This is a genomic window from Corynebacterium drakensteinense (assembly GCF_041224285.1).
Lineage (GTDB): Bacteria > Actinomycetota > Actinomycetes > Mycobacteriales > Mycobacteriaceae > Corynebacterium.
Genome location: NZ_JAXOFP010000004.1, coordinates 21,990 through 44,570, shown reverse-complemented (window position 1 = coordinate 44,570; position 22,581 = coordinate 21,990). Strand labels below are relative to the sequence as shown.

At 56.2% G+C, this 22,581-nt stretch carries 18 protein-coding genes and 1 tRNA gene; 14 read left to right on the top strand and 5 right to left on the bottom strand.

Going from position 1 to position 22,581, the window contains the following annotated elements:
- Positions 1-8 precede the first annotated feature (8 nt).
- Entirely contained in the window at positions 9-1,250 is a 1,242-nt protein-coding gene (locus tag U1140_RS03590) for a potassium channel family protein (protein WP_369846119.1), read from the top strand.
- A 67-nt stretch (positions 1,251-1,317) separates the two neighbouring features.
- Complete coding sequence (locus tag U1140_RS03585) at positions 1,318-3,366, top strand: ATP-dependent DNA helicase UvrD2 (protein WP_369846117.1); 2,049 nt, start codon at positions 1,318-1,320, stop codon at positions 3,364-3,366.
- Here U1140_RS03585 and U1140_RS03580 read toward each other — a convergent pair.
- Both U1140_RS03580 and U1140_RS03575 read right to left on the bottom strand, forming a co-directional pair.
- Positions 3,293-4,216, bottom strand: coding sequence for a hypothetical protein (locus U1140_RS03580; protein ID WP_369846116.1), 924 nt, complete (start codon positions 4,214-4,216; stop codon positions 3,293-3,295). The genes U1140_RS03585 and U1140_RS03580 overlap by 74 nt on opposite strands.
- 45 nt (positions 4,217-4,261) lie before the next feature.
- Positions 4,262-5,662, bottom strand: coding sequence for a zinc-dependent metalloprotease (locus tag U1140_RS03575; protein ID WP_369846115.1), 1,401 nt, complete (start codon positions 5,660-5,662; stop codon positions 4,262-4,264).
- Between the two features lie 89 nt (positions 5,663-5,751).
- On the opposite strand from U1140_RS03575, the gene U1140_RS03570 reads away from it, so the two are divergent.
- Positions 5,752-6,957 (top strand): YlbL family protein, encoded by a 1,206-nt coding sequence (locus U1140_RS03570; protein WP_369846113.1) that lies wholly within the window; start codon positions 5,752-5,754, stop codon positions 6,955-6,957.
- Between the two features lie 67 nt (positions 6,958-7,024).
- Here the strand turns inward: U1140_RS03570 and U1140_RS03565 are convergent, their stop codons facing one another.
- Both U1140_RS03565 and U1140_RS03560 read right to left on the bottom strand, forming a co-directional pair.
- On the bottom strand, positions 7,025-7,738 hold the full coding sequence (locus U1140_RS03565; RefSeq protein ID WP_369846272.1) for a beta-N-acetylglucosaminidase: 714 nt from the start codon (positions 7,736-7,738) through the stop codon (positions 7,025-7,027).
- Between the two features lie 64 nt (positions 7,739-7,802).
- The gene (locus U1140_RS03560; RefSeq protein WP_369846111.1) at positions 7,803-8,348 is read right to left on the bottom strand and encodes a PPA1309 family protein; all 546 of its coding nucleotides are present in this window, start codon (positions 8,346-8,348) and stop codon (positions 7,803-7,805) included.
- 91 nt (positions 8,349-8,439) lie between these two features.
- On the opposite strand from U1140_RS03560, the gene U1140_RS03555 reads away from it, so the two are divergent.
- From U1140_RS03555 to U1140_RS03520, 8 genes are all read left to right on the top strand, one after another.
- Positions 8,440-11,451 (top strand): UPF0182 family protein, encoded by a 3,012-nt coding sequence (locus U1140_RS03555; protein WP_369846110.1) that lies wholly within the window; start codon positions 8,440-8,442, stop codon positions 11,449-11,451.
- Between the two features lie 203 nt (positions 11,452-11,654).
- Positions 11,655-11,731: transfer RNA gene (locus tag U1140_RS03550), tRNA-Met, on the top strand.
- Between the two features lie 163 nt (positions 11,732-11,894).
- The gene (locus U1140_RS03545) at positions 11,895-12,494 is read left to right on the top strand and encodes a LysE family transporter (RefSeq protein WP_369846109.1); all 600 of its coding nucleotides are present in this window, start codon (positions 11,895-11,897) and stop codon (positions 12,492-12,494) included.
- Positions 12,495-12,513: 19 nt separating this feature from the next.
- The gene (locus U1140_RS03540; protein WP_369846108.1) at positions 12,514-12,945 is read left to right on the top strand and encodes an aminoacyl-tRNA deacylase; all 432 of its coding nucleotides are present in this window, start codon (positions 12,514-12,516) and stop codon (positions 12,943-12,945) included.
- Between the two features lie 26 nt (positions 12,946-12,971).
- The gene (locus tag U1140_RS03535) at positions 12,972-14,534 is read left to right on the top strand and encodes an AMP nucleosidase (protein WP_369846106.1); all 1,563 of its coding nucleotides are present in this window, start codon (positions 12,972-12,974) and stop codon (positions 14,532-14,534) included.
- Positions 14,535-14,760: 226 nt separating this feature from the next.
- Positions 14,761-16,119, top strand: coding sequence for a YjiH family protein (locus U1140_RS03530; RefSeq protein ID WP_369846105.1), 1,359 nt, complete (start codon positions 14,761-14,763; stop codon positions 16,117-16,119).
- Positions 16,120-16,244: 125 nt separating this feature from the next.
- Positions 16,245-16,994: an IclR family transcriptional regulator gene (locus tag U1140_RS03525; RefSeq protein ID WP_369846103.1), complete on the top strand. Its 750-nt coding sequence runs from the start codon at positions 16,245-16,247 to the stop codon at positions 16,992-16,994.
- A gap of 114 nt (positions 16,995-17,108) precedes the next feature.
- Positions 17,109-18,788 (top strand): urocanate hydratase, encoded by a 1,680-nt coding sequence (locus U1140_RS03520; protein ID WP_369846102.1) that lies wholly within the window; start codon positions 17,109-17,111, stop codon positions 18,786-18,788.
- Between the two features lie 121 nt (positions 18,789-18,909).
- Here U1140_RS03520 and U1140_RS03515 read toward each other — a convergent pair whose 3' ends face one another.
- Complete coding sequence (locus tag U1140_RS03515) at positions 18,910-19,428, bottom strand: DUF488 domain-containing protein (RefSeq protein WP_369846100.1); 519 nt, start codon at positions 19,426-19,428, stop codon at positions 18,910-18,912.
- Positions 19,429-19,546: 118 nt separating this feature from the next.
- On the opposite strand from U1140_RS03515, the gene U1140_RS03510 reads away from it, so the two are divergent.
- The 3 genes from U1140_RS03510 (at position 19,547) to U1140_RS03500 (ending at position 22,553) form a co-directional block, all read left to right on the top strand.
- Complete coding sequence (locus U1140_RS03510; protein WP_369846098.1) at positions 19,547-20,434, top strand: mechanosensitive ion channel family protein; 888 nt, start codon at positions 19,547-19,549, stop codon at positions 20,432-20,434.
- Positions 20,434-21,003 (top strand): VanZ family protein, encoded by a 570-nt coding sequence (locus tag U1140_RS03505; RefSeq protein WP_369846097.1) that lies wholly within the window; start codon positions 20,434-20,436, stop codon positions 21,001-21,003. Before U1140_RS03510 ends, U1140_RS03505 begins: the two co-directional genes overlap by 1 nt.
- 275 nt (positions 21,004-21,278) lie before the next feature.
- Positions 21,279-22,553, top strand: coding sequence for a S1 family peptidase (locus U1140_RS03500; protein WP_369846095.1), 1,275 nt, complete (start codon positions 21,279-21,281; stop codon positions 22,551-22,553).
- The last annotated feature ends 28 nt before the right edge of the window (positions 22,554-22,581 follow it).

Sequence of the window (22,581 nt, the reverse complement as noted above, 5' to 3'; positions counted from 1 at the left end):
ACACAGTAATGCGCGGAAAAATTAAGGCGAAGCTCCGGCGTTTTGAGCTGACTTCGTTGCCGAACCATGCCTTGGAGGATGTCATCCACATCCCCGAGGCGATGCGTTCGCACCCATTTTTTCTCATCTTGCGGCGATTCCTGATAGCAACCGGCATCGTGTTCGCCATCGCAGGAGTCGTCTACATTAGCCAAGACGGTTACAACGAAGAGCTCAACTTCATTGACGCGTTGTACTATTCAACGATTTCGCTGACCACCACCGGATACGGCGACATCGTCCCGGTAACCACCGGGGCGAGACTTGCCAATATCATCCTGGTCACGCCAGCGCGCTTGGCATTCCTGATCCTGCTCGTCGGCACGACCCTGTCGGTGCTGACTGAGCGTTCGCGCAAAACCTTCCAGATTCAACAATGGAGAAAACACGTGCACGATCACACAATCATCATCGGTTTCGGCACCAAAGGCCAATCTGCAATGCAAACGTTGCTTGACGACGGCACCGACGTACGCAACATTGTCGTCGTCGATCCTGACCGCGCGTGCCTACGTGTGGCAGAAGTCCAAGACATCGTCACCGTGCAGGGCTCTGGCACCAAATCGGATGTGCTAAAAATCGCCGGCATTGAGCGTGCAAAAAACGTTGTGGTGGCCACGAACAGCGACGACACCAACGTGTTGGCCACGCTGTCGGCACGCGAGATGAACAAAAAAGCCAAGATTTCCGCGGCTGTGCGTGAAATTGAAAACCGGCACCTGCTGCTGCAATCCGGGGCGAATTCTACGGTGGTCTCGTCGGAGACCGCGGGTCGCTTGCTGGGCTTGTCGACGTCCACGCCGTCGGTGGTACGGATGATGGATGATCTGCTTTCCCCGTCGGCAGGCTTTTTTATTGCCGAACGCCCAGTGGCAGGCTACGAGGTCGGTGCCAACCCGCGCCACCTGTCAGACATTGTGCTCAGCGTGATCCGCAATGATCGCATCTACCGCGTCGATACCGACGAAACTCTGGAGCTGCGCGCGCAGGATCGCTTGCTGTATATCCGGAAAAGCGATGAATCCGAGCGCAAAAAGAACTATGACAAGCAACCACCAAATGCTTCTGCAACAAAAGCCAAGCTCGAGCGCGACTACAAAAGTAGAGAGAGCAGAAACAAAAACAAAGACAAAGACTTAGTTGATCACACGTGGGATTGTCACGGTCGCCATGTCGACGAGCAACGTGACCTAGACGATTCCGCTAACTAGTCCAGCACGGGCAACGACCGACACAAGTGCGCGATTGCAACGACAGGGGAAGTGAGAGGCACAGACCATGGTCAATCTGGATGATCTTGACGACGACCAACGCGCCGCAGCCTCGGCTCCACGCGGCCCGGTCGCGATTATCGCTGGTGCAGGAACCGGTAAAACCCGCACCATTATCTACCGCATTGCACATCTGATCGACCACGGTTTTGCCAACAACAACAGTGTGCTCGCGTTGACCTATACCACCCGTGCAGCTGGTGAGATGCGCGACCGATTGGCCAAAATGAATATCGACGGGGTGCAAGCCACGACATTCCACGCTGCCGCACGACGGCAGCTACGGTATTTCTGGCCGCAAATTGCGGGCGATCTGAAATGGAAAATCCTTGATAATCCGTTCGCAGTGGTGGCCCGGGCAGCCCGTTCTGTTAGCACTAGCCCCAGCAAAGACACCATCTATGACCTGCTGACCGAAATCGAATGGGCGAAATCGAGCCTGCTCGGTGCAGATGGTTATGCCGCCTACGTCGACAGCATCGATCGCACACCGCCTCTTCCCGCTGAGCAGGTCGCGGAGGTTTATCGCCGCTACGAGAAGCTGAAAACCAGTGATGAAGGCTTTCACCTGGATTTTTCCGACCTGCTGTTGCACGTCGCGGGTGCATTAGAAAACGCCCCTGCGGTAGCCGAGGAGTTTCGGGCACGCTACCGCACCTTTGTGGTGGATGAGTATCAGGACATTACCCCGCTGCAACAACGTGTGTTGGAAGGTTGGCTGGGTGACCGCGATGACCTCACCGTGGTTGGCGATGCGAATCAGACGATTTATTCATTCACCGGTGCGACCCCGCAATACCTGCTGGATTTTCCGCGGCATTTTGCCAACGCACACGTCGTCAAGCTGCAGCGCGACTACCGATCCAGCCCGCAGGTTACCCAGCTTGCGAACCAGGTCATCGGGCAAGCGAAAGGGCGCATCGCCGGGACGCGCCTGGAGCTGCAAGGTATGCGTGAAGATGGGCCGGAGCCGGTTTTTCGCGAATATGAGTCAGATCCGGTCGAAGCCCGCGAGATCGCCGGGCAGATTCTGACTTTGTTGGATCAGGGGGTAGAGGCAAAAGAAATCGCTGTGCTCTACCGCATAAAATCCCAATCCGCGGTACTGGAACAAGCGCTTGCAGACGCCGGAATCGCCTATCAAGTGCGTGGCGGGGCGAGCTTTTTCCACAACCCCGTCATCGTCGAAGCGATGCGAACCCTTGTCCGTGCACACCTGACCCGCGACTTGCCGCCGGATCCCGTCGCGGTGACTCGCGCGGCACTGGCACCGTTGGGATTTTCTACCCAAGAGCCAGATGGGGCACAAGAGCGCGAGCGCTGGCAATTGTTGCGGGCGTTTGTCAATCTGGTCGAAGAAATTGTGCAGATGCGCAGTACTGATTCTCTCGAGGTTGTTCTCGGAGAGCTGCGGCGTCGAGCGGAAGATAAGCAACCACCGACGATGAACAGCGTTACCCTGGTCACTCTGCACGCGGCGAAGGGTCTGGAATGGGATGCCGTGTTTTTGGTGGGGCTGACCGATGGCTTGCTTCCGATTGGGTATGCACTTGATGCCGGCGATGAGCAGATTGAAGAAGAACGGCGCTTGTTTTATGTCGGAATCACCCGTGCACGCAAATACTTGACGCTGTCCTGGGCTCGTGCGCGACAGGAAGGCGGGCGCGGAAACCGCAAACGCACGCGCTTATTGGACGGCATAGTTGCTGCGCCAGCAAATGACGAAAAGTCTGCGGCGCGGGTGCGCAAAACGAAAAAATGCCGGGTGTGCAAACAAGCGCTACACACCCCCGGCGATAAGGTTCTTGGCCGCCATGCAACGTGCGAATCAGCTGGCAACGAAGAATTATTCACCCAATTGCGCGGATGGCGCGCACGGATCGCACGCGAAGAACAAGTGCCTGCCTACATCATTTTTTCTGATGCGACGCTGCAGGCGGTCAGCGAAGCACTGCCGCAGACAGTAGATGAACTGTATGCGATCAGCGGAATTGGCCGAAAGAAAGCCCAGCTGTTTGGCCAGGATTTATTGGATATTGTCCGCCAGTATGCATAAAACATTCCGGGCAACGCGGGTGGTTATCCACCACCCGGTGTTGCGGACGAGCATACGGGTCTAGTTCAGAAAACTGCCCGGGATGCACCCGGTGCGGCGGTGCTCCCGGTGGTGGGCTGAGCCCACACAAGCTTTCCAAGGTCACGATGACGTGCGCGATTGTCGCATGGGCGGCAGCGGTGGGGAAGTGGTGGCCAGTTGTAGGTTGTTCGCGGCTAATCCCTTGTGCTGCCGCATGCCAGGTGGGATCGCGGTCAGTGCGATGCAGTTCTGCGCATAACGGGCATGGACCGAGACCATCGACATGCACTGGACCGATGATGCCGGTGGCATCCACCAGAGAGACCGGAACCCACGTACGTGCTAGTGAGAGCAACATGGGCGCCATTGTCGTTGCTTGCGCGAGCCGGTCGACGACCACCACAGGGATATTCTGGTCGTAGACATTTTGCATGCCCAGATATGTTTCTTCTGGTTCCCCTGGCAGGGGCGAGCGCACCACGAAGTTCGACTCCGCTAGCGCATTACGCAGCATCGTGGCCAGCGGGCTGGCACCCAAAACAATCACTGGGTTGGGCGCTGCAGAGCGAACGATGCCGTAGGCGAGAAGATCATCGAACAGACTGTGCGCCGCTGAACGTAGCAACCCGGCAGGTTTGGTGGCGGCAGAAAAATCCGCGCGCGAAAAAACGCGCGGAAGTTTATTCAGTGCCGAAGCTAGCGTATCGGGCTGTGCGGTTTCGATGATCCCGACGCGGGTCGCATCCGCACCGAATTGCACGCAGCCCTCATCGCGTTGAATGGTGCGCACACCAGGAGCAAAACAAAACCGGTGTGTACTTTCTGCCATGCAAATCCCCCCCCCAAGAATTATGCAAAGTGCACGGCTTTGGCGTTAGTTGTTGGAGCTGTCTGACTCGCCGGAGTCTGACTCATCTGAGCCAGATTCGCCGGAGTTGTTTGCGCTTTCCGAGTCGCCAGATTCGTCGGAGGCTTCATCGCGCAACATCTCTTCAAGTTTCGCGAATTCTGCCTCGAATTCCTCGTCGCCACTTTCGTCTAGCAAGCCGTCGATGAAGGCGGCAGGATTATCCAGGTGCTCTGGTTGCGGCAAGAAGTCTGGGTGCTCCCACACCTGGTCGCGGCGTTCAACCCCGACCGCGACGGTGGAACGACGCCACAGCTCGGCGGCATCTGTAACCCGTGGGGCACCGAGCTCAATGCCAACGACTTTCTCGAAAGCTTGCTCGGCGGATCCACCCGAGGCACGACGACGTCGCCAAGCTTCTGTCAAAGCCTTCGTTGCTGGGATGCGATCCTGCAACGCCTCGTCGACGACGAACTCCACCCAGCCTTCGATGAGTGCGAGTAGTGTTTCCAAGCGTGCGACGGCGGCGGTATTGCGTGAGGTGATCCGTGGAGACAAGTCCATGCCCTGCAGATTTTGCATGGCATCCTGGATCGCTTGCGGGTCGCCAGATTCCAGGTTCAAATCCCGTGCGGCTTCTTCGATGTGGCTGGTATCAACGACCAGTCCCACCGCGTATTCCTCCACCGAGGAGACCAAGCGCTCACTCAACCACGGCACATGCTTGAACAGACGCTGACGGGCGACTTCACGTGCGGCAATATAAACCAGCACCTCTTGCCCTTTGACGTTGAGGTCACGCGCAATGGATTGAATATTGTGCGGCAAAATCGCCGTGGTGCCAGCGGGGGCAACCGGCAAGCCGAAATCCGAACCGGTCAGTGCCTGCTGTGCCAGATCCCCCAGGGCGTGGCCCAGCTGCATACCGAAGTTCATACCCGATAGCTGACTCATCATATTCGACATTGGGCCCATCATTTGCCGGGCTTCTTCCGGCAACGAATCCAACTGCGCTTCATTCATGTGCTTGGCAACTGGGTTCACGAAACGCTTCCACATTGGCATGGTGTGCTGCAGCCAGTCTTCTGCATTCCACGCAGCCACGCGGTTTTCTGCCGTCGGCAAGTCCGTTGCGTCGTCAAGCCACAACTCCGCCAAACGAGTGGATTCTTCCACGGCAGAGCTATCTTGTGTAGAAATTTTTGTTGCAGACTTAATCTGCTGGCCGGCGATGCGCTTAGCCATGTCGTAATTAACGGGAGAATCGTCGTTGCTGTTCATCGACGAGCCCATTCCGGACAGCATTTGGCCGAATTGGTTCAACATATCGCCGAGGCCACCAGCGCCACCGCCGTGGCCGTGGTTACGGTCATCGTCATCATCACCGTTGCCACTATTGGGAAAGGAAAATCCGAATCCGTTAGTCATGTCTCCAACCTACAGAACATTACGGCGGACTCGCTGGCTTGCATGGCCAGAAACCCAACGCTGTCAGCGAACACGGTAGTCTCTTATACGTGAATGACGCTGTGAACGCTCCGAAAGGCACGCCAAACGGTACTGGTTCTGGAACCACTGGCAAAACACACGCCGATAGCAACGGAAACGCCAGTAATGACGGCGCGGGGAAATCCGTCGCCAAGCCTGCGGGAAACAACAAGCCGCGACTGGCTTCGGTAGCTCTCGGTGCAATCCCCGTCGTCATCCTTGGGGCTTTGGTGAGCATGGACCATATTCCGGGTACCGACATTTCGCTCGCTGTTCCGTATGCAGCAGAAGGCAAAGGTCCGACGTTTAACACCCTGAGCGATGTCAATGGCACCCCGGTCGTCGACGTGGAAGCAGGCGCGGGCTTCGAGGTGGATGAAACCCCAGCCGGCAATTTGAATATGACGACGGTCTCGGTGCGCACCAACATGACGGTGGCGCAGGCTTTCGCGCGTTGGATCGGTTCGGATGACACCTTGGTGCCGATCGAAAAGATTTATCCGCCGGGAACGGACCGTGAGCAGTTCCAAGAACAAAACCAGGCAGCGTTTAGCGCTTCAGAGGCCGCCGCCACCGTTGCCGCGATGAATTATCTCGATATTCCAACGCACACCGCGATCGCGCAGGTGTTGGAGATTTCTGCAGGAAAAGACCAGCTTGCCGACGGTGACGTGCTCCACAAAGTGGACGGACAAGAGATTCATTCGCCGGAGGATGTGCAAAACGCGGTCCGTGGGCATAAGCCGAACGAGACCATTCACCTGCAGTTTGAACGTGACGGCGAGCAACGAGAAGCAGACGTCGAACTGCTAGAAAACCCGCATGCGCAAGGCGAAGCATTACTGGGTATCACGATGACCTCTGTCCCGGATGCCGATATTGACGTTGCCTATAATTTGCAGGATGTTGGTGGCCCGTCGGCGGGGATGATTTTCTCGCTCGCGGTGATAGACAAGCTCAGCGAGGGCGATCTCACCAGCGGAAAATTCGTTGCAGGTACCGGCACGATTGCCCCGAATTCGAAAGTGGGGCCCATCGGCGGAATTGCGCACAAAGTCGCGAAATCCGCGGAAGTCGGTGCGGAGTTGTTCTTAGCGCCGGCCGATAACTGTGCGGAAGCGACCAGCGTGGATCACGGGGATATGGTCATCGCGAAAGTGGAAACCCTTGACGACGCGATCGCGGCCATGGACGCTTTTGCCCACGGCGACGACGTCGTTACCTGCGAGAAATAGGGCAGGGCGCGGGGTGGGCGTGTAGCTGGTGCTCGAGGCCGGGGTGGCAGAACTGCCGCAGAGAGTTTTAGCTCACCAACCCGAGCTCTTTAATCTTTTCTTCTGGCTCGTCGGCGTCACCGGAGATCATGTGCTGCATGACCAAACCTGATTCCGTGTTGACCACCGTGATGATTGCGGTAGAACCCAACGACGACCATCCGACGACGCGGTCTCCCGAATCGTCGACGACCTGGGAAGTTCGCAATTCAGTCAAGGTTTGCAAGGTAGAAATCGCCTTGGATGTGGATTCTGTGAACTGGAATTGGCCCACCGAGGTTCCCGAACAGTTGTAATAGCTTTGCATGCCGACGGATTCGCACGAGTCGAATTGCTCGAACAGCGAGCGTGGAACTAATTCGCCGAAGATCTCGTAAGCGTTTGCTACCGATTCAGGCATCTCGCCGCGTGCTTGGCTGGCCGACGTGCTACTCGTTGCCGCGCTGGATTGCGCTGGCCGGTTTCCGGCATCACCTGCTGCATTTGCGTCTGTAGAGCTCGTCGTGGTGTGCGTACTAGAGCCGGTGGTGCTTGTCGACGAACTCGACGTGCTTGTCGACGGGGTTGCGCTGGTGGTTTCTTCCGAGGTTTCGGGGGTGCTAGACGACGTCGTCACGGACGTTGATGACCGGGTGGAATCGCCGTTATCGCCGCCAGAGGCGCACGCCGCCAGCGTTAGCGGCAGGGCTGCAGTGGCTGCAAGAGTGGCAGCGCGAGTGGTGAGCGTGCGAGCAGAAAACATGGCGGACACGAAAAACTCCCGGGGTCGGCAAAAGTTTCAACCTTTTATTGAGACTAGTGAAACTCTAGAGTACGTTATCGCTGCTCTGGTTGAGGCCATGCCGTAAAGCTGCGATAACACCCGGTGCGATTCCTGGGCCGCCGCGTAATTGCACGTCGTCTTCGGCGAATGGGCCGGCGGCGGCTAATTCTTCTTCGGTGGGGCGCAACTGCAGCAAGGTTTGTTCAATTTCGTCGGCCGCGTACTCGTCGCGAATGACCCCGGAAAACAACCGCGCCGGGCGGGGCTCGGAATCGCGCGAATCCGCGGTGTCTTTGAACTTGATTTCCTGTGCCAACACCGCGCCAACGACGTTGTCCGGCCAGATCACGCGTGAGACATAATCAGCCAGATGCTCTGAACCGGGCTCAATGTTGTTGGGTAGATCGTCCTGCACCACCAGCGTCAGGGGAGCTGAGTCGTCGAAATCGACCATCTGGCTCGCCAACAGGCTCGTCGGCACCAACGCAAACAAGGTGGGCGGACAATCCCAACCCTCGGGGTGGATAAAGTCTACGGCTTCCATCATCGCTCGGTTCAGCATCGGCTGCGTTATCTGCTGCTTGTTCATTTTGCTGGTGTCCTTTTGTTTCGGTCTACTATTGCCTAAGCTAGATCACTATAACGCTTTCCAGTTTTCGATAATTTTAAAGGAGTTGGACTTGGCTGGCAGCCTTAACCAACCTTCACCTACTTTGCGTAAACCACCGCGGATTTTGTCGTGGATGATCGGCATCATCGTGGTGCTCTTTGCGTTCGGCCCGTTGGTGGTGTCGCTGTACACCGATTGGCAATGGTTTGGTGAAGTCGATTTCCGCGGGGTGTATACCACCGCGATTATTACCCGCATTGTTCTGTTTTTCATCTTTGCCATTATCGCCGGCCTGGTCACCTTCCTGGTCGGGTGGTTGACGTGGAAAAACCGGCCGACGGATGTCTCGATGGCCGATGTGAACTCGCCGGTATACCAGTACCGCGATTCCATTGCGGCGACGATGCGCAAATTCCTCTACGGTGCACCGCTGGTTATCGCATTAGCGGCAGGATTTTTGGGCCAAGGCTATTGGCGCACCGTCCTGCTGTTTTTGAATGGCGGGGACTTCGGCCGTGAAGATGCTGAGTTCGGCATGGACTTGGGCTTTTATGCCTTTAGCCTGCCGCTGCTCAACATTGTGGTGTCGTCGCTGAGCGTGCTGCTGGTTCTGAGTTTCTTAGTCTCGCTGATTGGCTATTACATCCTTGGTGGAATCCGTGTGGGTAGCCAAGCTGCCGGTGTGAAGGGATCAGTATCCAAGCCGGCTCGCATCCAGCTCGCTGTGATCGCCGGGTTGTGGATGCTGGTGCAGGTTGCCAGCTATTTCTTGGATCGCTACACGATTCTGTTTAACCAGCACGATATTTTTGCCGGTGCTTCGTTTACCAACTTGCACGCGGATCTGCCCGCCAAGATCATTCTGATCGTGGTTTCTGCGTTGGTGGCTGTGGCTTTCTTCATGGCGATCGTGATCAAGGATCTGCGCATCCCAGGTCTTGCTGTGGTGCTGATGTTGGTGACTTCCATCGCGGTGGGCACCGCGTGGCCAATGCTGATGGAGCAGTTCTCCGTCCAACCGAACCGCGCATTGAAAGAAGCGCAGTCGATTGAGCGCAATATCGCTGCCACCCGTTTCGCCTACAACATCGACGACACCAACGTGGAGTATGAGACCAACTGGGGCGCGGGAGAGGTTTCTGACGACGACGTTGCTGCGGACGAAAACACGATTTCCAACCTGCGTCTGCTCGATCCAGATGTCTTGGCGCCGACGTTTACCCAGCAACAACAACTTCGTAACTTCTACGGTTTTCCTGATGTGTTGTCCATGGACCGCTATGAGATCGACGGCGAACAGCGCGATTTCGTGGTGGCCGCACGTGAGTTGGACCCGAATGCATTGCGTGAAAACCAGCGTTCTTGGATTAACCGCCACACGGTCTACACCCACGGCAACGGTTTCGTAGCAGCACAAGCCAATACCATCAACGAAGCCGCAGAATCCGCTGGTTCTACCCGTGGTGGTTTCCCGGTGTATACCGTGTCTGATTTGCAGACCTTGGCTTCTCGCGCCGAGGACGAAGATGCTGAAGAACTCGGCATCAAGGTGGATCAGCCGCGTGTGTATTATGGCCCGGTCATTGCCTCGGCCCAAGATGGTCTGGACTATGCGATTGTTGGGGGCACTGGCAACGACGTGGAATATGACACTGATAATTCGTCGTACACCTATACCGGAGAAGGTGGAGTTGGCATTGGTAACTGGTTCTCGCGTGCGGTCTATGCCGCGAAATACCAGGAGATGAACTTCCTGCTGTCGGACCGCGTTGGTGCAGAATCGAAGATTTTGTATGACCGTGACCCGCGTGCCCGCGTCGAAAAGGTGGCGCCTTGGCTGACCACCGACTCGCACACCTACCCGGCTGTCGTTGATGGCAAGATCAAGTGGATCGTGGATGGTTACACCACCTTGGATGCGATGCCATACAGCACGGAAATGTCGTTGTCGCAGGCTACTCGTGACGCACTGAACCCGGATGGCACTGAGCAGCGTCTGATCAATGACCGCATCGGTTATATCCGGAACTCGGTGAAAGCCACCGTGGATGCCTACGACGGCACCGTGGAGCTGTACGAGTTTGATACCGAAGACCCGGTATTGGATGCGTGGCGCGGAGTATTCCCGGACACCGTGAAGGACGAATCCGAGATTTCTGATGAGCTGCGTGCACATTTCCGCTACCCAGAAGATATCTTCAAGGTGCAGCGCAACCTGCTCGCGCGCTACCACGTGGATGACCCAGGCGTGTACTTCTCCAACGATGCTTTCTGGTCAGTTCCTCTGGACCCAACCCAGCCGGAATCCCAGGAGTTGCCGCAGCCTCCGTATTACGTGATGGCCGCGGACCCAGAAAACCCGGATAAGTCCAGCTTCCAGATGGTGACCCCATTCCGTGGTCTGGAGCGTGACTTCCTGTCGGCGCACATGACGGTGACTTCGGATCCAGAAAACTACGGTGACATCACCGTACGTGTCTTGCCGACGAATACGCAGACGCAAGGTCCGCGCCAGGCGCAGGATGCGATGATGTCGTCTGACCAGGTTGCTGGTGACCGTGGTCTGTGGGAGCGCACGAACGAGCTCTACAACGGTAACTTGCTGACTTTGCCGGTAGGCGGCGGTGAAATCCTCTACTTGGAGCCGATTTACGCCGAGCGCAAGGACCAAGACTCGGCCTTCCCGAAGCTGCTGCGTGTGTTGGTTTCCTATAAGGGACGCATCGGATATGCGCCAACCATCGGTGAGGCCCTGGAGCAGGTAGGTATTGACTCGCAGGCGGCCCAGGATATCGACCTGGCCGATGGTGACGAGGGCACTTCCCGTGATTCCTCCGATGATGCTGATGCAGCTGATACTGCAGAGGCTGGTGCTTCGGCTTCCAGCGATAAAGATGCTGACTCGGATCGCGATTCTGCGGATCGTTCTGGTCCAACCCCGCCAGCTAGCGGCGAAGGTGTCGATGCGATCAACGACGCATTGCGTGAGCTGGAAAAGGCGCGGGATGGTTCCTTCGAGGAATACGGACGCGCGCTGGATCGCCTGGACCGTGCGGTGGAAAACTACCAGTCGCAGAACTAGCGATAACACGATTGGCAGCGATGCAACGTCAGTAAGATATTGCTCGCGAGATCGTTGATAATCCCGCTGTGTGCCCAGCGCATGGCGGGATTTGGTATATCTAGCGATGGTATGTATAGTTACATGATGTCAGCGAGCGGGAGATCGCGAAGGTGTTTGAAAGTGGAAGCCTTCAGCTGGCAGGTGAATTGAATATCATCCGACGCGGGGTGGAGCAGCTCGGTAGCTCGCTGGGCTCATAACCCAGAGGTCGCAAGTTCGAATCTTGTCCCCGCTACCAATATTCAACTGATTCCCTAGCGGTGCTTAGCGCCGCTAGGGAATTTTCGTATACTTGTTTTCAAAGCGTACGGCATGCTCGAAATCTGGTCTTAATTTCGAGCGTTCACTTGATTAGATGGAGCATGTCAGTGCTAGCTGATTTTCTTAGTTGGGCCCTCGTTATGGCGATGCCGGGTCCTGATATTATCTCTATCGGTCTGCAAACCTCGCGGTATGGTCTGCGTGCGGGGTTCTGGACGGCTCTTGGCGCTGCACTGGGAGTGGCGGTGTGGTCAGTGCTCTCGCTGGTTGGTATCGAGGCGTTGCTGGTCGCTGTTCCTACCCTGCGAGTCGTGCTACCGGTGGTCGGCTGCGTGGTTCTCGTGATATTGGGAGTTCTGGCTCTCCGTGGCGCAGCAAGGCTAGCGCGCAATTACGGCGACCAAGTCGTGACAGAATCGACCCCTTCGACGCGATCGCCAGAGAAAGGCACATGGGCTAAGTCGTTTCGATTGGGCTTTGTCACCAACATTTCGAATCCAAAGGCACTGGTTTTCTTTACCTCTTTCTTTACGCAGATGATGAGCCACTACACTGGATTCAGCCAGAAATCCCTGGTTCTCGGCCTTCTGCTAGTGGTGACTCTGCTGGTATTTCTCATGATGTCCGTGCTGTTGAAAGCAGCAGCGAATTCGCCACTGGCGCGAATTCCCGCTGTTCGTTTCTTGCCTGGCATAGTCTTCATTTGTATTGGTGTCTTCTATTTCTTCGAACTTGTCTAAACAATAAAAAGGAAAAACTATGCGTGTTCTTCATGTCAATCCTGATATCTCAGACACTGAGACTTTTTTGCAGGAGACTGGTGCTACTGCGGAGCAAAGTCTGAATTCGATTGTGGTTTCTACCAAGATGTCAGGAAAGCGACATAATGCTCTCGTTCTGGTTCCTGCCACTCATCGTTTAGATAGTAAAGGTCTCAAGCAAGCGTTGGGCGGTAAAACGTCGTTCCTTCCGATGGATGAAGCGTTGGCATTAACTGGTATGGAAAGAGATAGTATCGGCCCGATTGGGGTTCCTGAAGGCCTTCCTGTTGTAGCGGATCTGAATGCTATCAAGGGTGAGGAGTTTTACATTGGAGGGGGGAAAATGGGCCGCAAATACCTGATTAGTCGTCAGGAATTGGAAGCTGCGGTAGATCAAAGTGTTGTAGGGATTTACGCTCCTGCCGAGTAGTGCTGTTTTCGGTCTAGGCTGAGATCATGGGTACCAATCTGTTCGAGTCTGCACCTTTCACCACGACTGAGGGCCAGGGGCAGTTTTTCACTGATCCGGAGGCAGCGGTGGATCGGCTGCAGGAGATCCATCAGGCAAATATGTCTTATTTGGTTGCGCAGTATGGCAGAGCCTGCACTGCAAAAATAGCTGGTGGCCAGTTGCCTAGCTCGATTCGTGCGTGCTATCCAGAGCTGCGCTTTAGCGTCGAAGAGATTGGCGAGATTGATTCGTCCTTATCGCACGGATTCGTTGACCGCCCGGGAATATATGCGGCATCGATTACTCGCCCGCGGATGTTCCGGCGCTATCTGCTTGAACAGATTTCTAATTTGCTCGCTCACCATGGCGGGGAGGTAGAAATTCGGGTGTCTGCACAGCCGATCCCGTTACGCATGTGTCGTGGTTTCAACGAGGCTTCCGAAAAGGCAGCACGTTTGTTTAACGAAGCCGCCACACAGAGGGAGCCCGCCACGATGACGGCTGCAGATATCGCTGCCGTGGAGAGGCGTTTTACCCCGATTGACTCTGCATTCGTCGATGATGCTGTCGCGGATGGAGAAGCAGATTTTTTGAATCTGCCGATTAAACCGTTGAGTTTGTTCACCGCACCGCGCGTTGATCTGGCTCTGCAGCGGCTGGAGCATTACACCGGAGCGAACGCCAGCAACCTGCAGCGGTTTGTGCTTTTTACTAACTATCAGCTGCATACCGACGTGTTTTTGCACTACGCTGCCTCACTAAACGAGGCGGATGCCTGCAATTCGCTGCCATACACCGAGCTAGTCTGTCCCGGAGACTTGCACTTTCCGGTTGGTGACATCCCCGCAGCCGAGGTATGTCGCCAGCACGCGCATGAGCACCAGATGCCGGCTTATCACCTGGTTCGGGAAGACGGGTGTGGCATTTCCATCATCGATATCGGGGTCGGTCCGTCGAATGCCAAGACCATCACTGATTGCTTGGCGGTGCTCCGGCCACACTGCTGGATGATGGTGGGGCATTGCGCTGGCCTCGACGGGCGCATGCGCATCGGCGACATGATTTTGGCGAATAGCTATGACCGCTCCGATGGCGTTCTCGACAATCTGGTTCCCATGGAAAAGCCGATTCCTCCGATTGCGGAAGTACAGATGGCAGTCACCGATGCGTTGCGGAGAGTTTCCGGATTGTCCGGTGATGAATTACGCAAGCGGCTGCGTACCGGAACCGTGCTGTCGACGTCTGACAGAAACTGGGAATGGCGCGCGCAGTCCGATATCTATCGGGAACTGCAGAAATCGACGGCGATCGGCGTCGATATGGAATCGGCGACCATCGCTACCAACGGTTACCGTTTCCGCGTTCCGTATGGGGCGTTGCTGAGCGTATCGGATAAGCCTTTGCATCACGAGCCCAAACTGCCCAAGTCGGCGAAGAAGTTTTATCAGTCTTCGAAAGAGGAGCACCTGCTGGCAGCGGTGCGTGCCTGCGAGAAGATGGCTGAAGGGCCAGACCAGTTGCATTCACGCAAGCTGCGCAGGCCGGTGGGGGAAGTAGCGTTTCGCTAGCAAAAGTTGGGCAGGCTCAATGCGAATGCGGGGACTTGCCGAAGGCACCGATGGCAGGTGAACTCTGTAAGTCTGTGATCACAGACTAGCGCTATGGCTATTGCCTTGCTCACATTGTTCAACAAGTAATAGTGTTACGACTATCACTTATCTCGTTTGAATGTGACGCGGGATTAGTGTCCGCGTCCGCCCGAGCAAGTAGTCATCGAACCAGAGGGGAATAGCCGTGTCTCCGACCATTCCAGAACCGAAGCATGTCACCAACGTGCCGAGCGTCGGCCATACCGACCCGCCAATCCCGAAGCATATCTGGCGATTGTTTGTTTACAGCGCCATTGGTGCGTTCGTCTTTTTCTTCCCACTGACCTATCAAGACAAAAGCTCGATCCCGCTCGACCACATGGTCACGATCGTCCGCGATGGTGTGCCGGGGCTGGTGCCGTGGATCATCCTGGCTCTTGCTGGTTTCGGAGCTGTGCGCTCCATCTATAACCAGAACTGGAAAGAGGGCACGCTGTCGGCGATTTTCGTCGTCACGAATGTCATCGGTTTTATCATCGCTCTGCTCGCGGTATTGGATGCGCTGCCATGGGTGCTTGGCGACGAAGACATGGTGCCGTTTTTATGGGAGAAGATCGCCACCCCGGTTGGTTTGATCGTCCCGATCGGTTCAGCGTTTCTTGCACTGCTGGTCAGCTACGGTTTCTTGGAATTTATCGGCGTGCTCATGCAGCCGGTGATGCGCCCGCTGTGGAAAACCCCGGGTCGTTCGGCTATCGACGCGGTGGCCTCGTTCGTCGGTTCGTATTCTCTGGGCATCTTGATCACAGATCGCGTCTATCAGCGCGGTGGCTATACCGCGAAAGAAGCAGCCATCATCGCCACCGGCTTTTCGACGGTCTCCGCAGCGTTCATGGTCATCGTCGCTAATGCACTCGGCCTCATGGAAATCTGGACGACGTTCTTTTTCACCACGCTGGTTGTTACCTTCCTGGTTACCGCGATCACCGTGCGCATCCCGCCGTTGGCCCGCATCCCGGATGAATATCGCGAAGGCGCAACGCCCGAGCCAGAAAGTGCAGTGACCGGTAGCCGTTTCAAAGCCGCGTGGCATGAAGCGCTGTACACACTAGAAAATGCACCAAGCCTGTGGCGTGCCGTCGTCGACAGCTTCGTCGACGGTATCAAGATGGCTGGTGCCATCGTGCCTTCGATCTTGTCGGTGGGCCTGGGTGGCATCTTGTTGGAACGCTTCACCCCGGTATTCGAGTGGATCGGCTATTTGTTCTACCCCTTTGCCTGGATTGTGCGTCTGCCAGAAACCATGGATTCCAGCCAGGCGATGGCCACTGGTATTGCAGAAATGTTCCTGCCAGCAGCCAGCATGGCAGGCGCAGAGGATATGGTGGCGAAGTTCGTTGTCGGCGTGGTGTCGATTTCGATGATTATTTTCTTCTCCGCGCTTATTCCGTGCATCATGGCTACCCGGATCCCGATTTCCCTGACTTCTATCGTGATCATCTGGTTCGAGCGCGTCGTGCTGACGATCTTGATTGCCACCCCAATCGCGCACTTGCTGCTCTAAAAGCCTGCGTGTGCTGCGGCTAGCTCGGGTGCGGTGTCATACGGTTGCTCAGAGGTTCCTTAGTAGCCGTTCCCAGGTAGTTCCTGAGCAATAATTCATAGTCTGTAATCGTTAGTCTGTAGTTTATGAATTCTCCGCAGGTCCCGGCTGCCCGACATACTCTAGATATTTTGCGGCTCCTCTCAACGATTGACGTGCCGATTTCAGCAGCCCGCATACACCGAGAACTAGGAATACCCCGGTCGACGACTTATCACCTGCTCGCAGAAATGGTCGAGGCCGGCTTTGTCGTCCATCTCGCCGGTGAGCGCACCTATGGTCTCGGGCTTGCCGCCTATTCCATGGCCAGTGCCTATACGACCCAGCAGCCGTTGGTGCGGCTGAGCCATAAGCATCTGGAGAAGATTGCCAGTTTCGCGGGCGGATCGGGGCACTTATCCCGCTTGTCGGCCACCGAAATCGTGTATCTGCAAGAAACGCGTGCAGCCAGGGCAGTATCGTTAATCAGCCAAGTGGGGGTGCGGTTGCCAGCGGTGGGCACGGCCTCTGGCCGGGCGATGCTCGCACATTTGCCGGAAACGGAATATCGCGCGGTGTATTCGGCCTCCGATGCGACAGAAGGCTGGGGCGGGTTCCAAAAACACCTGGCCGACGTGCGACAGCGCGGCTTCGATGTGGAAGTCCAAGAAGTCAGTCGGGGGCAAGCCAGCGTTGCCGTCGCAGTATTGGATCATCTGCAACGGCCAGCCGCGGCGCTGGCGGTAACCTATCCGGTCAATAGCTTGTCGGACGAGCAATTTTCCGAGGTGTGTCGCCTCTTGCAGGAGAGTGCGCGAGAGATTTCTGCGCGGATGTACGGCAATCGCACACGCTGATTGCGTCTCGAATTTCAGACAAAATCGTCGACAAGCGTCTGTTTTGTGACCTAGAAAACTTCTACATTAAAAGACGAGAAAAAGAAGTTTTTGAGTGAAAGGACGTTGACGAAAATGTCGCAACCTCGTGAAATTCGCGCCCCGCGTGGAACCGAATTGTCCGCCAAGTCGTGGCAGACGGAAGCTCCGCTGCGCATGCTGATGAACAACCTCGATCCAGAGGTTGCTGAGCGTCCGGAAGACCTAGTGGTTTACGGCGGCACTGGTAAAGCCGCCCGTAACTGGGAATCGTTCGACGCTATTGTTGACGTCCTCAAGGATCTTGAAGCCGATGAGACCCTGCTGGTGCAATCCGGTAAACCAGTCGGCGTGTTGCGCACTAACGAATGGGCGCCACGCGTGCTGATCGCGAACTCCAACCTGGTGGGCGACTGGGCGAACTGGGAGCACTTCCGCAAGCTCGACGACGAAGGCTTGATGATGTACGGCCAGATGACCGCTGGCTCCTGGATTTACATCGCTACCCAGGGAATTTTGCAGGGCACCTACGAAACTTTCGCGGCGGTGGCCACCAAGCGCTTTAACGATACTTTGGCTGGTACCTTGACCCTGACCGGTGGTTGCGGTGGTATGGGTGGCGCCCAGCCGCTCGCCGTCAAGCTCAACGGCGGTGTGTGCATCATCGCCGATGTGGACGAGACTCGCCTGAAGCGTCGTCAGGGCAAGCGTTACCTCGATGAGGTCACCACTTCCTTGGACGAAGCCATCGAGATGGCCAACCAGGCTAAAGAAGAAAAGCGCGCACTGACCATCGGTGTGGTGGGTAACGCTGCCGAAATCTTCCCGGAGGTGCTCAAGCGTCACCGTGCCGGTGAGCTGACCGTCGATATTGTTACTGACCAGACTTCCGCGCACGATCCGCTGTCCTACCTGCCGGTAGAACACTCCGTCGAAGAATGGCACCGCGAGGCGAAGGCTGACCCAGAAACTTTCACCAAGAAAGCACGCGAATCCATGGCGGCTCAGGTGCAAGCGATGGTGGAATTCCAGGACGAAGGCGCGGAGGTGTTCGATTACGGCAACTCCATCCGTGATGAAGCGCGCCACGCCGGATACAACCGTGCGTTCGAATTCCCTGGTTTCGTGCCGGCGTATATCCGCCCGCTGTTCTGTGAAGGCCTCGGCCCGTTCCGTTGGGTGGCACTATCTGGTGACCCGGAAGACATCAAGGTCACCGACCAGGCGATCAAGGAATTGTTCCCTGAAAACGAGCACCTGCACAACTGGCTGGATGCTGCCGAAGAATATGTCGAATTCGAAGGCCTGCCAGCGCGTATTTGCTGGTTGGGCTATGGAGAGCGCCACAAGGCCGGCTTGCTGTTTAACCAGCTGGTTGCAGAGGGCAAGGTCAAAGCTCCAATCGTGATCGGCCGTGACCACTTGGACTCTGGATCGGTGGCCTCGCCATACCGCGAAACCGAAGGCATGCTCGATGGCACCGATGCGGTTGCCGACTGGCCGCTGCTTAACGCATTGACCGCAACCTCCGGTGGTGCCACTTGGGTTTCGTTGCACCACGGTGGAGGCGTCGGCATGGGGCGTTCCATTCACTGCGGGCAGGTTACCGTTGCCGACGGCACAGAGCTTGCCGCAAAGAAGCTGGAAGCTGTGCTCACCAACGACCCGGGAATGGGAGTTATTCGTCACGTCGATGCTGGTTATAACCGTGCTGATGAAGTGGCGACAGAGCGCGGTGTGCGTATTCCGATGCCGTTCCGTTCCCGCGAAAGCTAGTTTTACGTACTAGCTCACTGATCTTCGCCCCGCTTGGGCTCTGCCTGCATGATGGATGCTCCACCGTGTAGTGCAGCAGCACTAGGCGGGGCGTTTGTGATGCTGGCTATCGCAGCGAAGCTCATTCTGCGTCGATAGCCTCTACCAACCATTGGGCGAGGATACGAGCATGACTGTGCTCGGTGTCCTTGCCTGCGAATAATATGGCGATATTTCCTTGCCCTGCCGCTTTATGCAGGGCTTTAATAGTTTCTGTGAGCTGTCCGGCCGCAGCTCGCTCATCTAATTCTGCTGTATAACGGTGTGAAAAATCGTCGAAAGACAGTCCGTCGTGGAATTCTTTCCGGAGTTCTTGCGACGGGCACAGCTGTTTATCCCACAGGTCTGGCTGCAGGTCTTCCTTTTTGATCCCACGCGGCCACAGGCGATCAGCCAGCACGGAAAAAGCTGCCGGGCGTTGCCGCTGCTGCGAATCTTGCGCATCTGCGGTGTTTGGCTCCTCGTGGTTGCCGCGCACATCGAAGACGCGAAACAACAAAAATTCGTGCCCGCGCACTGGGTAGGTGCCCACCGGTATGCCAGCGATGGAACCATCGGGTGCTGTCACGGATTTCTCGGTTAGACGGCTATCTTGGCTCATAGTCCCTAAGATACTGAGTAAAGAAGTTGCAGAGCGTAAAGAAGCTGCAAAGTGTATAGAACTTGCAAGGCTTGAGGAAGCAGCAGAACCACGATGCTGCACGGGCAGGACGGAATAAATGCTTGAGACAATGAACGTGAATGCTCCTGGCGAAGAACTCATCCGCACGATCACTTGGGATGGAGTGTTCAGAGGGTTGATCACCTTGCTGATCGGTGTCGCTATCGCAGCGGTCGTCACCGCAATTACCCGGTTGTATCTATACATGCGTGGCCGCGTGCAAAGTTCGCGTCGTGTGCTCGGGCGACTGGTGTTCTGGATCATCACTGCTTTAGCGTTTTCTGCGGCGATGACGGTGGTCTTCCCATCGATTAACCCGGTCGATATTCTCGGCGGAATCGGTGTTATTTCCATTGCTGCTGGTATTGCCTTTCAGACGGTGCTGGGCAATATGTTCGCTGGCATCATGATTCTCGCCCGTGATCAGTTCCGCGTAGGAGATCAGGTGCAAGTTGGCGATAATGCAGGAACGATTACCTACATTTATCTCAGCTCTACCAGTATTCGTCGTTTTGACGGCCAACTCGTCGTCGTGCCGAATACGCTCATGCACTCCGGAGAGGTCGTCGTGCAGACTGGATTCGAAACCATCCGTGCCCGGGTCGTGATTGATATAGCGACGACTGCCGACCTGAACCGGGCGAAAACCGTTGCTATCGAGGCGATGAACAGCCTAGATTGTGTGCTCAACGATCCCGAACCGAGCGCGTACTACCACGAGGTAGGAATTGAAACCGTCAGCCTTGAACTACTGTTTTGGTCTGGTTCCACGCGATTGGAATCCCGTGAGGCCACCGATGCAGTTATCTCCGCGGTGCTCGAAGCAATGCGTCGGGAAGAAATTCCCTTGGCGACGACTGGCCTGGAGTCTTTGCGCGTGCGTTCGTCGCAGCAGCAACAATCGCAGGTTTCCGCCCGCAGCCCAGAAAACGGCAATAACGACTAATGAAAAACCTTCACCGAATTGCGTTTGTGGCCTGGTTGGCCGTCATTATTGCCTTAACCCTACTGAAAAGCTTCTACCAGATCGGCTATCTCTGGGACCCAGACAACCAGCGGGTGCGTGAGATCATTCTGGAACCACTCGATGTCTGGCGCTCGTCATCGAACTGGTTCCTCAGTGTGTTCGAATATGGCGGAAATACCGCTTTATTCATTCCCTTTGGTGCGTTATTGTTCATCGTGTTTGCTACGGGAAGTTCGCGCCGGGGAAGTAATCGAGTGCGCGGTGGATCGCGGACTGGGTGGGCAAGTGTGTGGAAAGTCGCTGTACTGGCTGCGCTGTGCAGTTTCAGTATCGAAACAGCACAATACGCATTTTCTGTCGGACGAAGCTCTACTGACGATCTCCTCTTCAACACTCTGGGCGGGTTTCTGGGTGCGTTGCTGGCGAAGGCGGCTGGACCCAGGTTGTACCCGTTCTGGTTAGGCATTTCGCTGGCTTTGGCTGTGGTTTTTGCTGTGCTGGTAGGGCTTGGCGAGCGGCTCGGAGATCCGGAAAAGATCGTGTACTAACTGCACGTATGGGGGTGGTCTATGCGATGAATAAAAGCGTTCTCCCAGCTCGCGTACACAGGTAATAACCGTTTGATAACTATCATTCAACGACCTGATTAACCCAGCGTGCAAGCGGAAAATCCATGCGACGATAAGGCAGAAGAAATCTTGGACACCACAGCCTTTCGGCAGTTTTTCGCGAGCAGAATAGAGGATGATTCGTGCGAGGACGACCAGCGTCGCAGCAAGCAACACCAACAGCCAAGACGCAGCCAGCTTCGGCGCAGCCAGTAATGACAGCGCCAATGCGTTCGCGTAGTGCACGTCGAGTACTCACCGCCGTGGTGGCCTCGGCAGCAACGTGTGCGGCAGGTTTGTTGACAGGGTCTGCGAGCGCGAGTGCGCAACCATGGCAGGAAAACCCACGTGTGGAAGCAGCACGGCAGGCTTTTGCCGAAGTGAGCAAAACCATCGAAGAAGGCCCAGTGGTTGATTCTGCTGGATTCGTGGGCCAGGCACGCGCGCACTTAGAACAGTGGGGAATTACTACCCCGGAGGTGGATGAAGAAATCACCGATGCCGTCGATCAGCAGCTGGCCAACGTGTTGCCGAAGCATCGCGAGGCGCAGGGCTCACAGTCAAAGCCACAGTCTGCGTCGCCTAGCACGGACACGACCGGTATAGAGAATGCCCAGGCAACGAACGAAGACCCAGCACATGGCACTGAAAAGCACAACGGTGCATCGCAGCACGCCGAGGGTCGTGAGTACGAGGGCTTAGGTGAACGTCCGGCCATTATCGAAAACCCGGCGGTTGATCCGCACATGCGTTGGGTGAATGATCCGTTGTCGAAGTTTCTAGCGGGCAAGCCAGCTGAAGAATTCATCCTGCACCGCGTGCCCGGTTCGTGGTTTGATGCGCCGCGCATCCCCGAAGAATCCAACGACCATCTTGCGCAAGGCAAATCGCTATACGGCCCGGGAACTCCGTTGTTCGTGGGTGATTCTGGTATCTGTACGCTTGCGGTCGCAGGCACTGATGCGCAAGGGCACAAGGTAGGCATCACCGCTGGCCACTGCGGTGCAGAAGGTGACTATGTCGCTTCTGCGGATTCCTGGCAGGTCGGAAACTCCGGCACAATCGTTGCCTCCAACCCGGATTATGACTATTCCATCATTGAATTCGGCTCGAACGCCGAGATTAGCCGAAGCTATAATGACGTCACTGTCGACGAGATCGCTCCTGGCCCACGCTTTGGTGAGCAGGTCTGTAAAAACGGTGTTGCTACTGGCCACACCTGTGGTGTCCACTACGGCGAGGCCCGCGGTTTGCAGTTCAACCAGGTTTGCGCCACGTTGGGTGATTCCGGCGGACCATTGCTGGTAGGTAACCGCTTGGTCGGCGTGATTTCTGGTGGAGCAAACCCGACGGGGCTGGATCTATCGTGCCGCAGCCCGCTGCAAGGCTTCGTGCATGTGCCGACGATGGCCACCGACGCCACCACCATCATCAATGACATCAACGCGAAAGGCAGCGTCGGCGCTGGCTTCCAGCTGCCAGAAAACTAAACCGCCGAAAAACTAAGCCGCGGAAAAC

What these genes read in the sequence shown, in the direction of transcription:
- U1140_RS03590 (WP_369846119.1), top strand. Translation starts at nt 9, where the DNA reads ATGCGCGGAAAAATTAAGGCGAAGCTCCGGCGTTTTGAGCTGACTTCG.
- U1140_RS03525 (WP_369846103.1), top strand. Translation starts at nt 16,245, where the DNA reads ATGAATTCTCCGCAGGTCCCGGCTGCCCGACATACTCTAGATATTTTG.
- U1140_RS03500 (WP_369846095.1), top strand. Translation starts at nt 21,279, where the DNA reads ATGACAGCGCCAATGCGTTCGCGTAGTGCACGTCGAGTACTCACCGCC.
- U1140_RS03560 (WP_369846111.1), bottom strand. Translation starts at nt 8,348, where the DNA reads ATGAACAAGCAGCAGATAACGCAGCCGATGCTGAACCGAGCGATGATG.
- U1140_RS03540 (WP_369846108.1), top strand. Translation starts at nt 12,514, where the DNA reads ATGCGTGTTCTTCATGTCAATCCTGATATCTCAGACACTGAGACTTTT.
- U1140_RS03545 (WP_369846109.1), top strand. Translation starts at nt 11,895, where the DNA reads ATGGCGATGCCGGGTCCTGATATTATCTCTATCGGTCTGCAAACCTCG.
- U1140_RS03520 (WP_369846102.1), top strand. Translation starts at nt 17,109, where the DNA reads ATGTCGCAACCTCGTGAAATTCGCGCCCCGCGTGGAACCGAATTGTCC.
- U1140_RS03510 (WP_369846098.1), top strand. Translation starts at nt 19,547, where the DNA reads ATGCTTGAGACAATGAACGTGAATGCTCCTGGCGAAGAACTCATCCGC.
- U1140_RS03580 (WP_369846116.1), bottom strand. Translation starts at nt 4,216, where the DNA reads ATGGCAGAAAGTACACACCGGTTTTGTTTTGCTCCTGGTGTGCGCACC.
- U1140_RS03505 (WP_369846097.1), top strand. Translation starts at nt 20,434, where the DNA reads ATGAAAAACCTTCACCGAATTGCGTTTGTGGCCTGGTTGGCCGTCATT.
- U1140_RS03565 (WP_369846272.1), bottom strand. Translation starts at nt 7,738, where the DNA reads ATGTTTTCTGCTCGCACGCTCACCACTCGCGCTGCCACTCTTGCAGCC.
- U1140_RS03575 (WP_369846115.1), bottom strand. Translation starts at nt 5,662, where the DNA reads ATGACTAACGGATTCGGATTTTCCTTTCCCAATAGTGGCAACGGTGAT.
- U1140_RS03535 (WP_369846106.1), top strand. Translation starts at nt 12,972, where the DNA reads ATGGGTACCAATCTGTTCGAGTCTGCACCTTTCACCACGACTGAGGGC.
- U1140_RS03585 (WP_369846117.1), top strand. Translation starts at nt 1,318, where the DNA reads ATGGTCAATCTGGATGATCTTGACGACGACCAACGCGCCGCAGCCTCG.
- U1140_RS03515 (WP_369846100.1), bottom strand. Translation starts at nt 19,428, where the DNA reads ATGAGCCAAGATAGCCGTCTAACCGAGAAATCCGTGACAGCACCCGAT.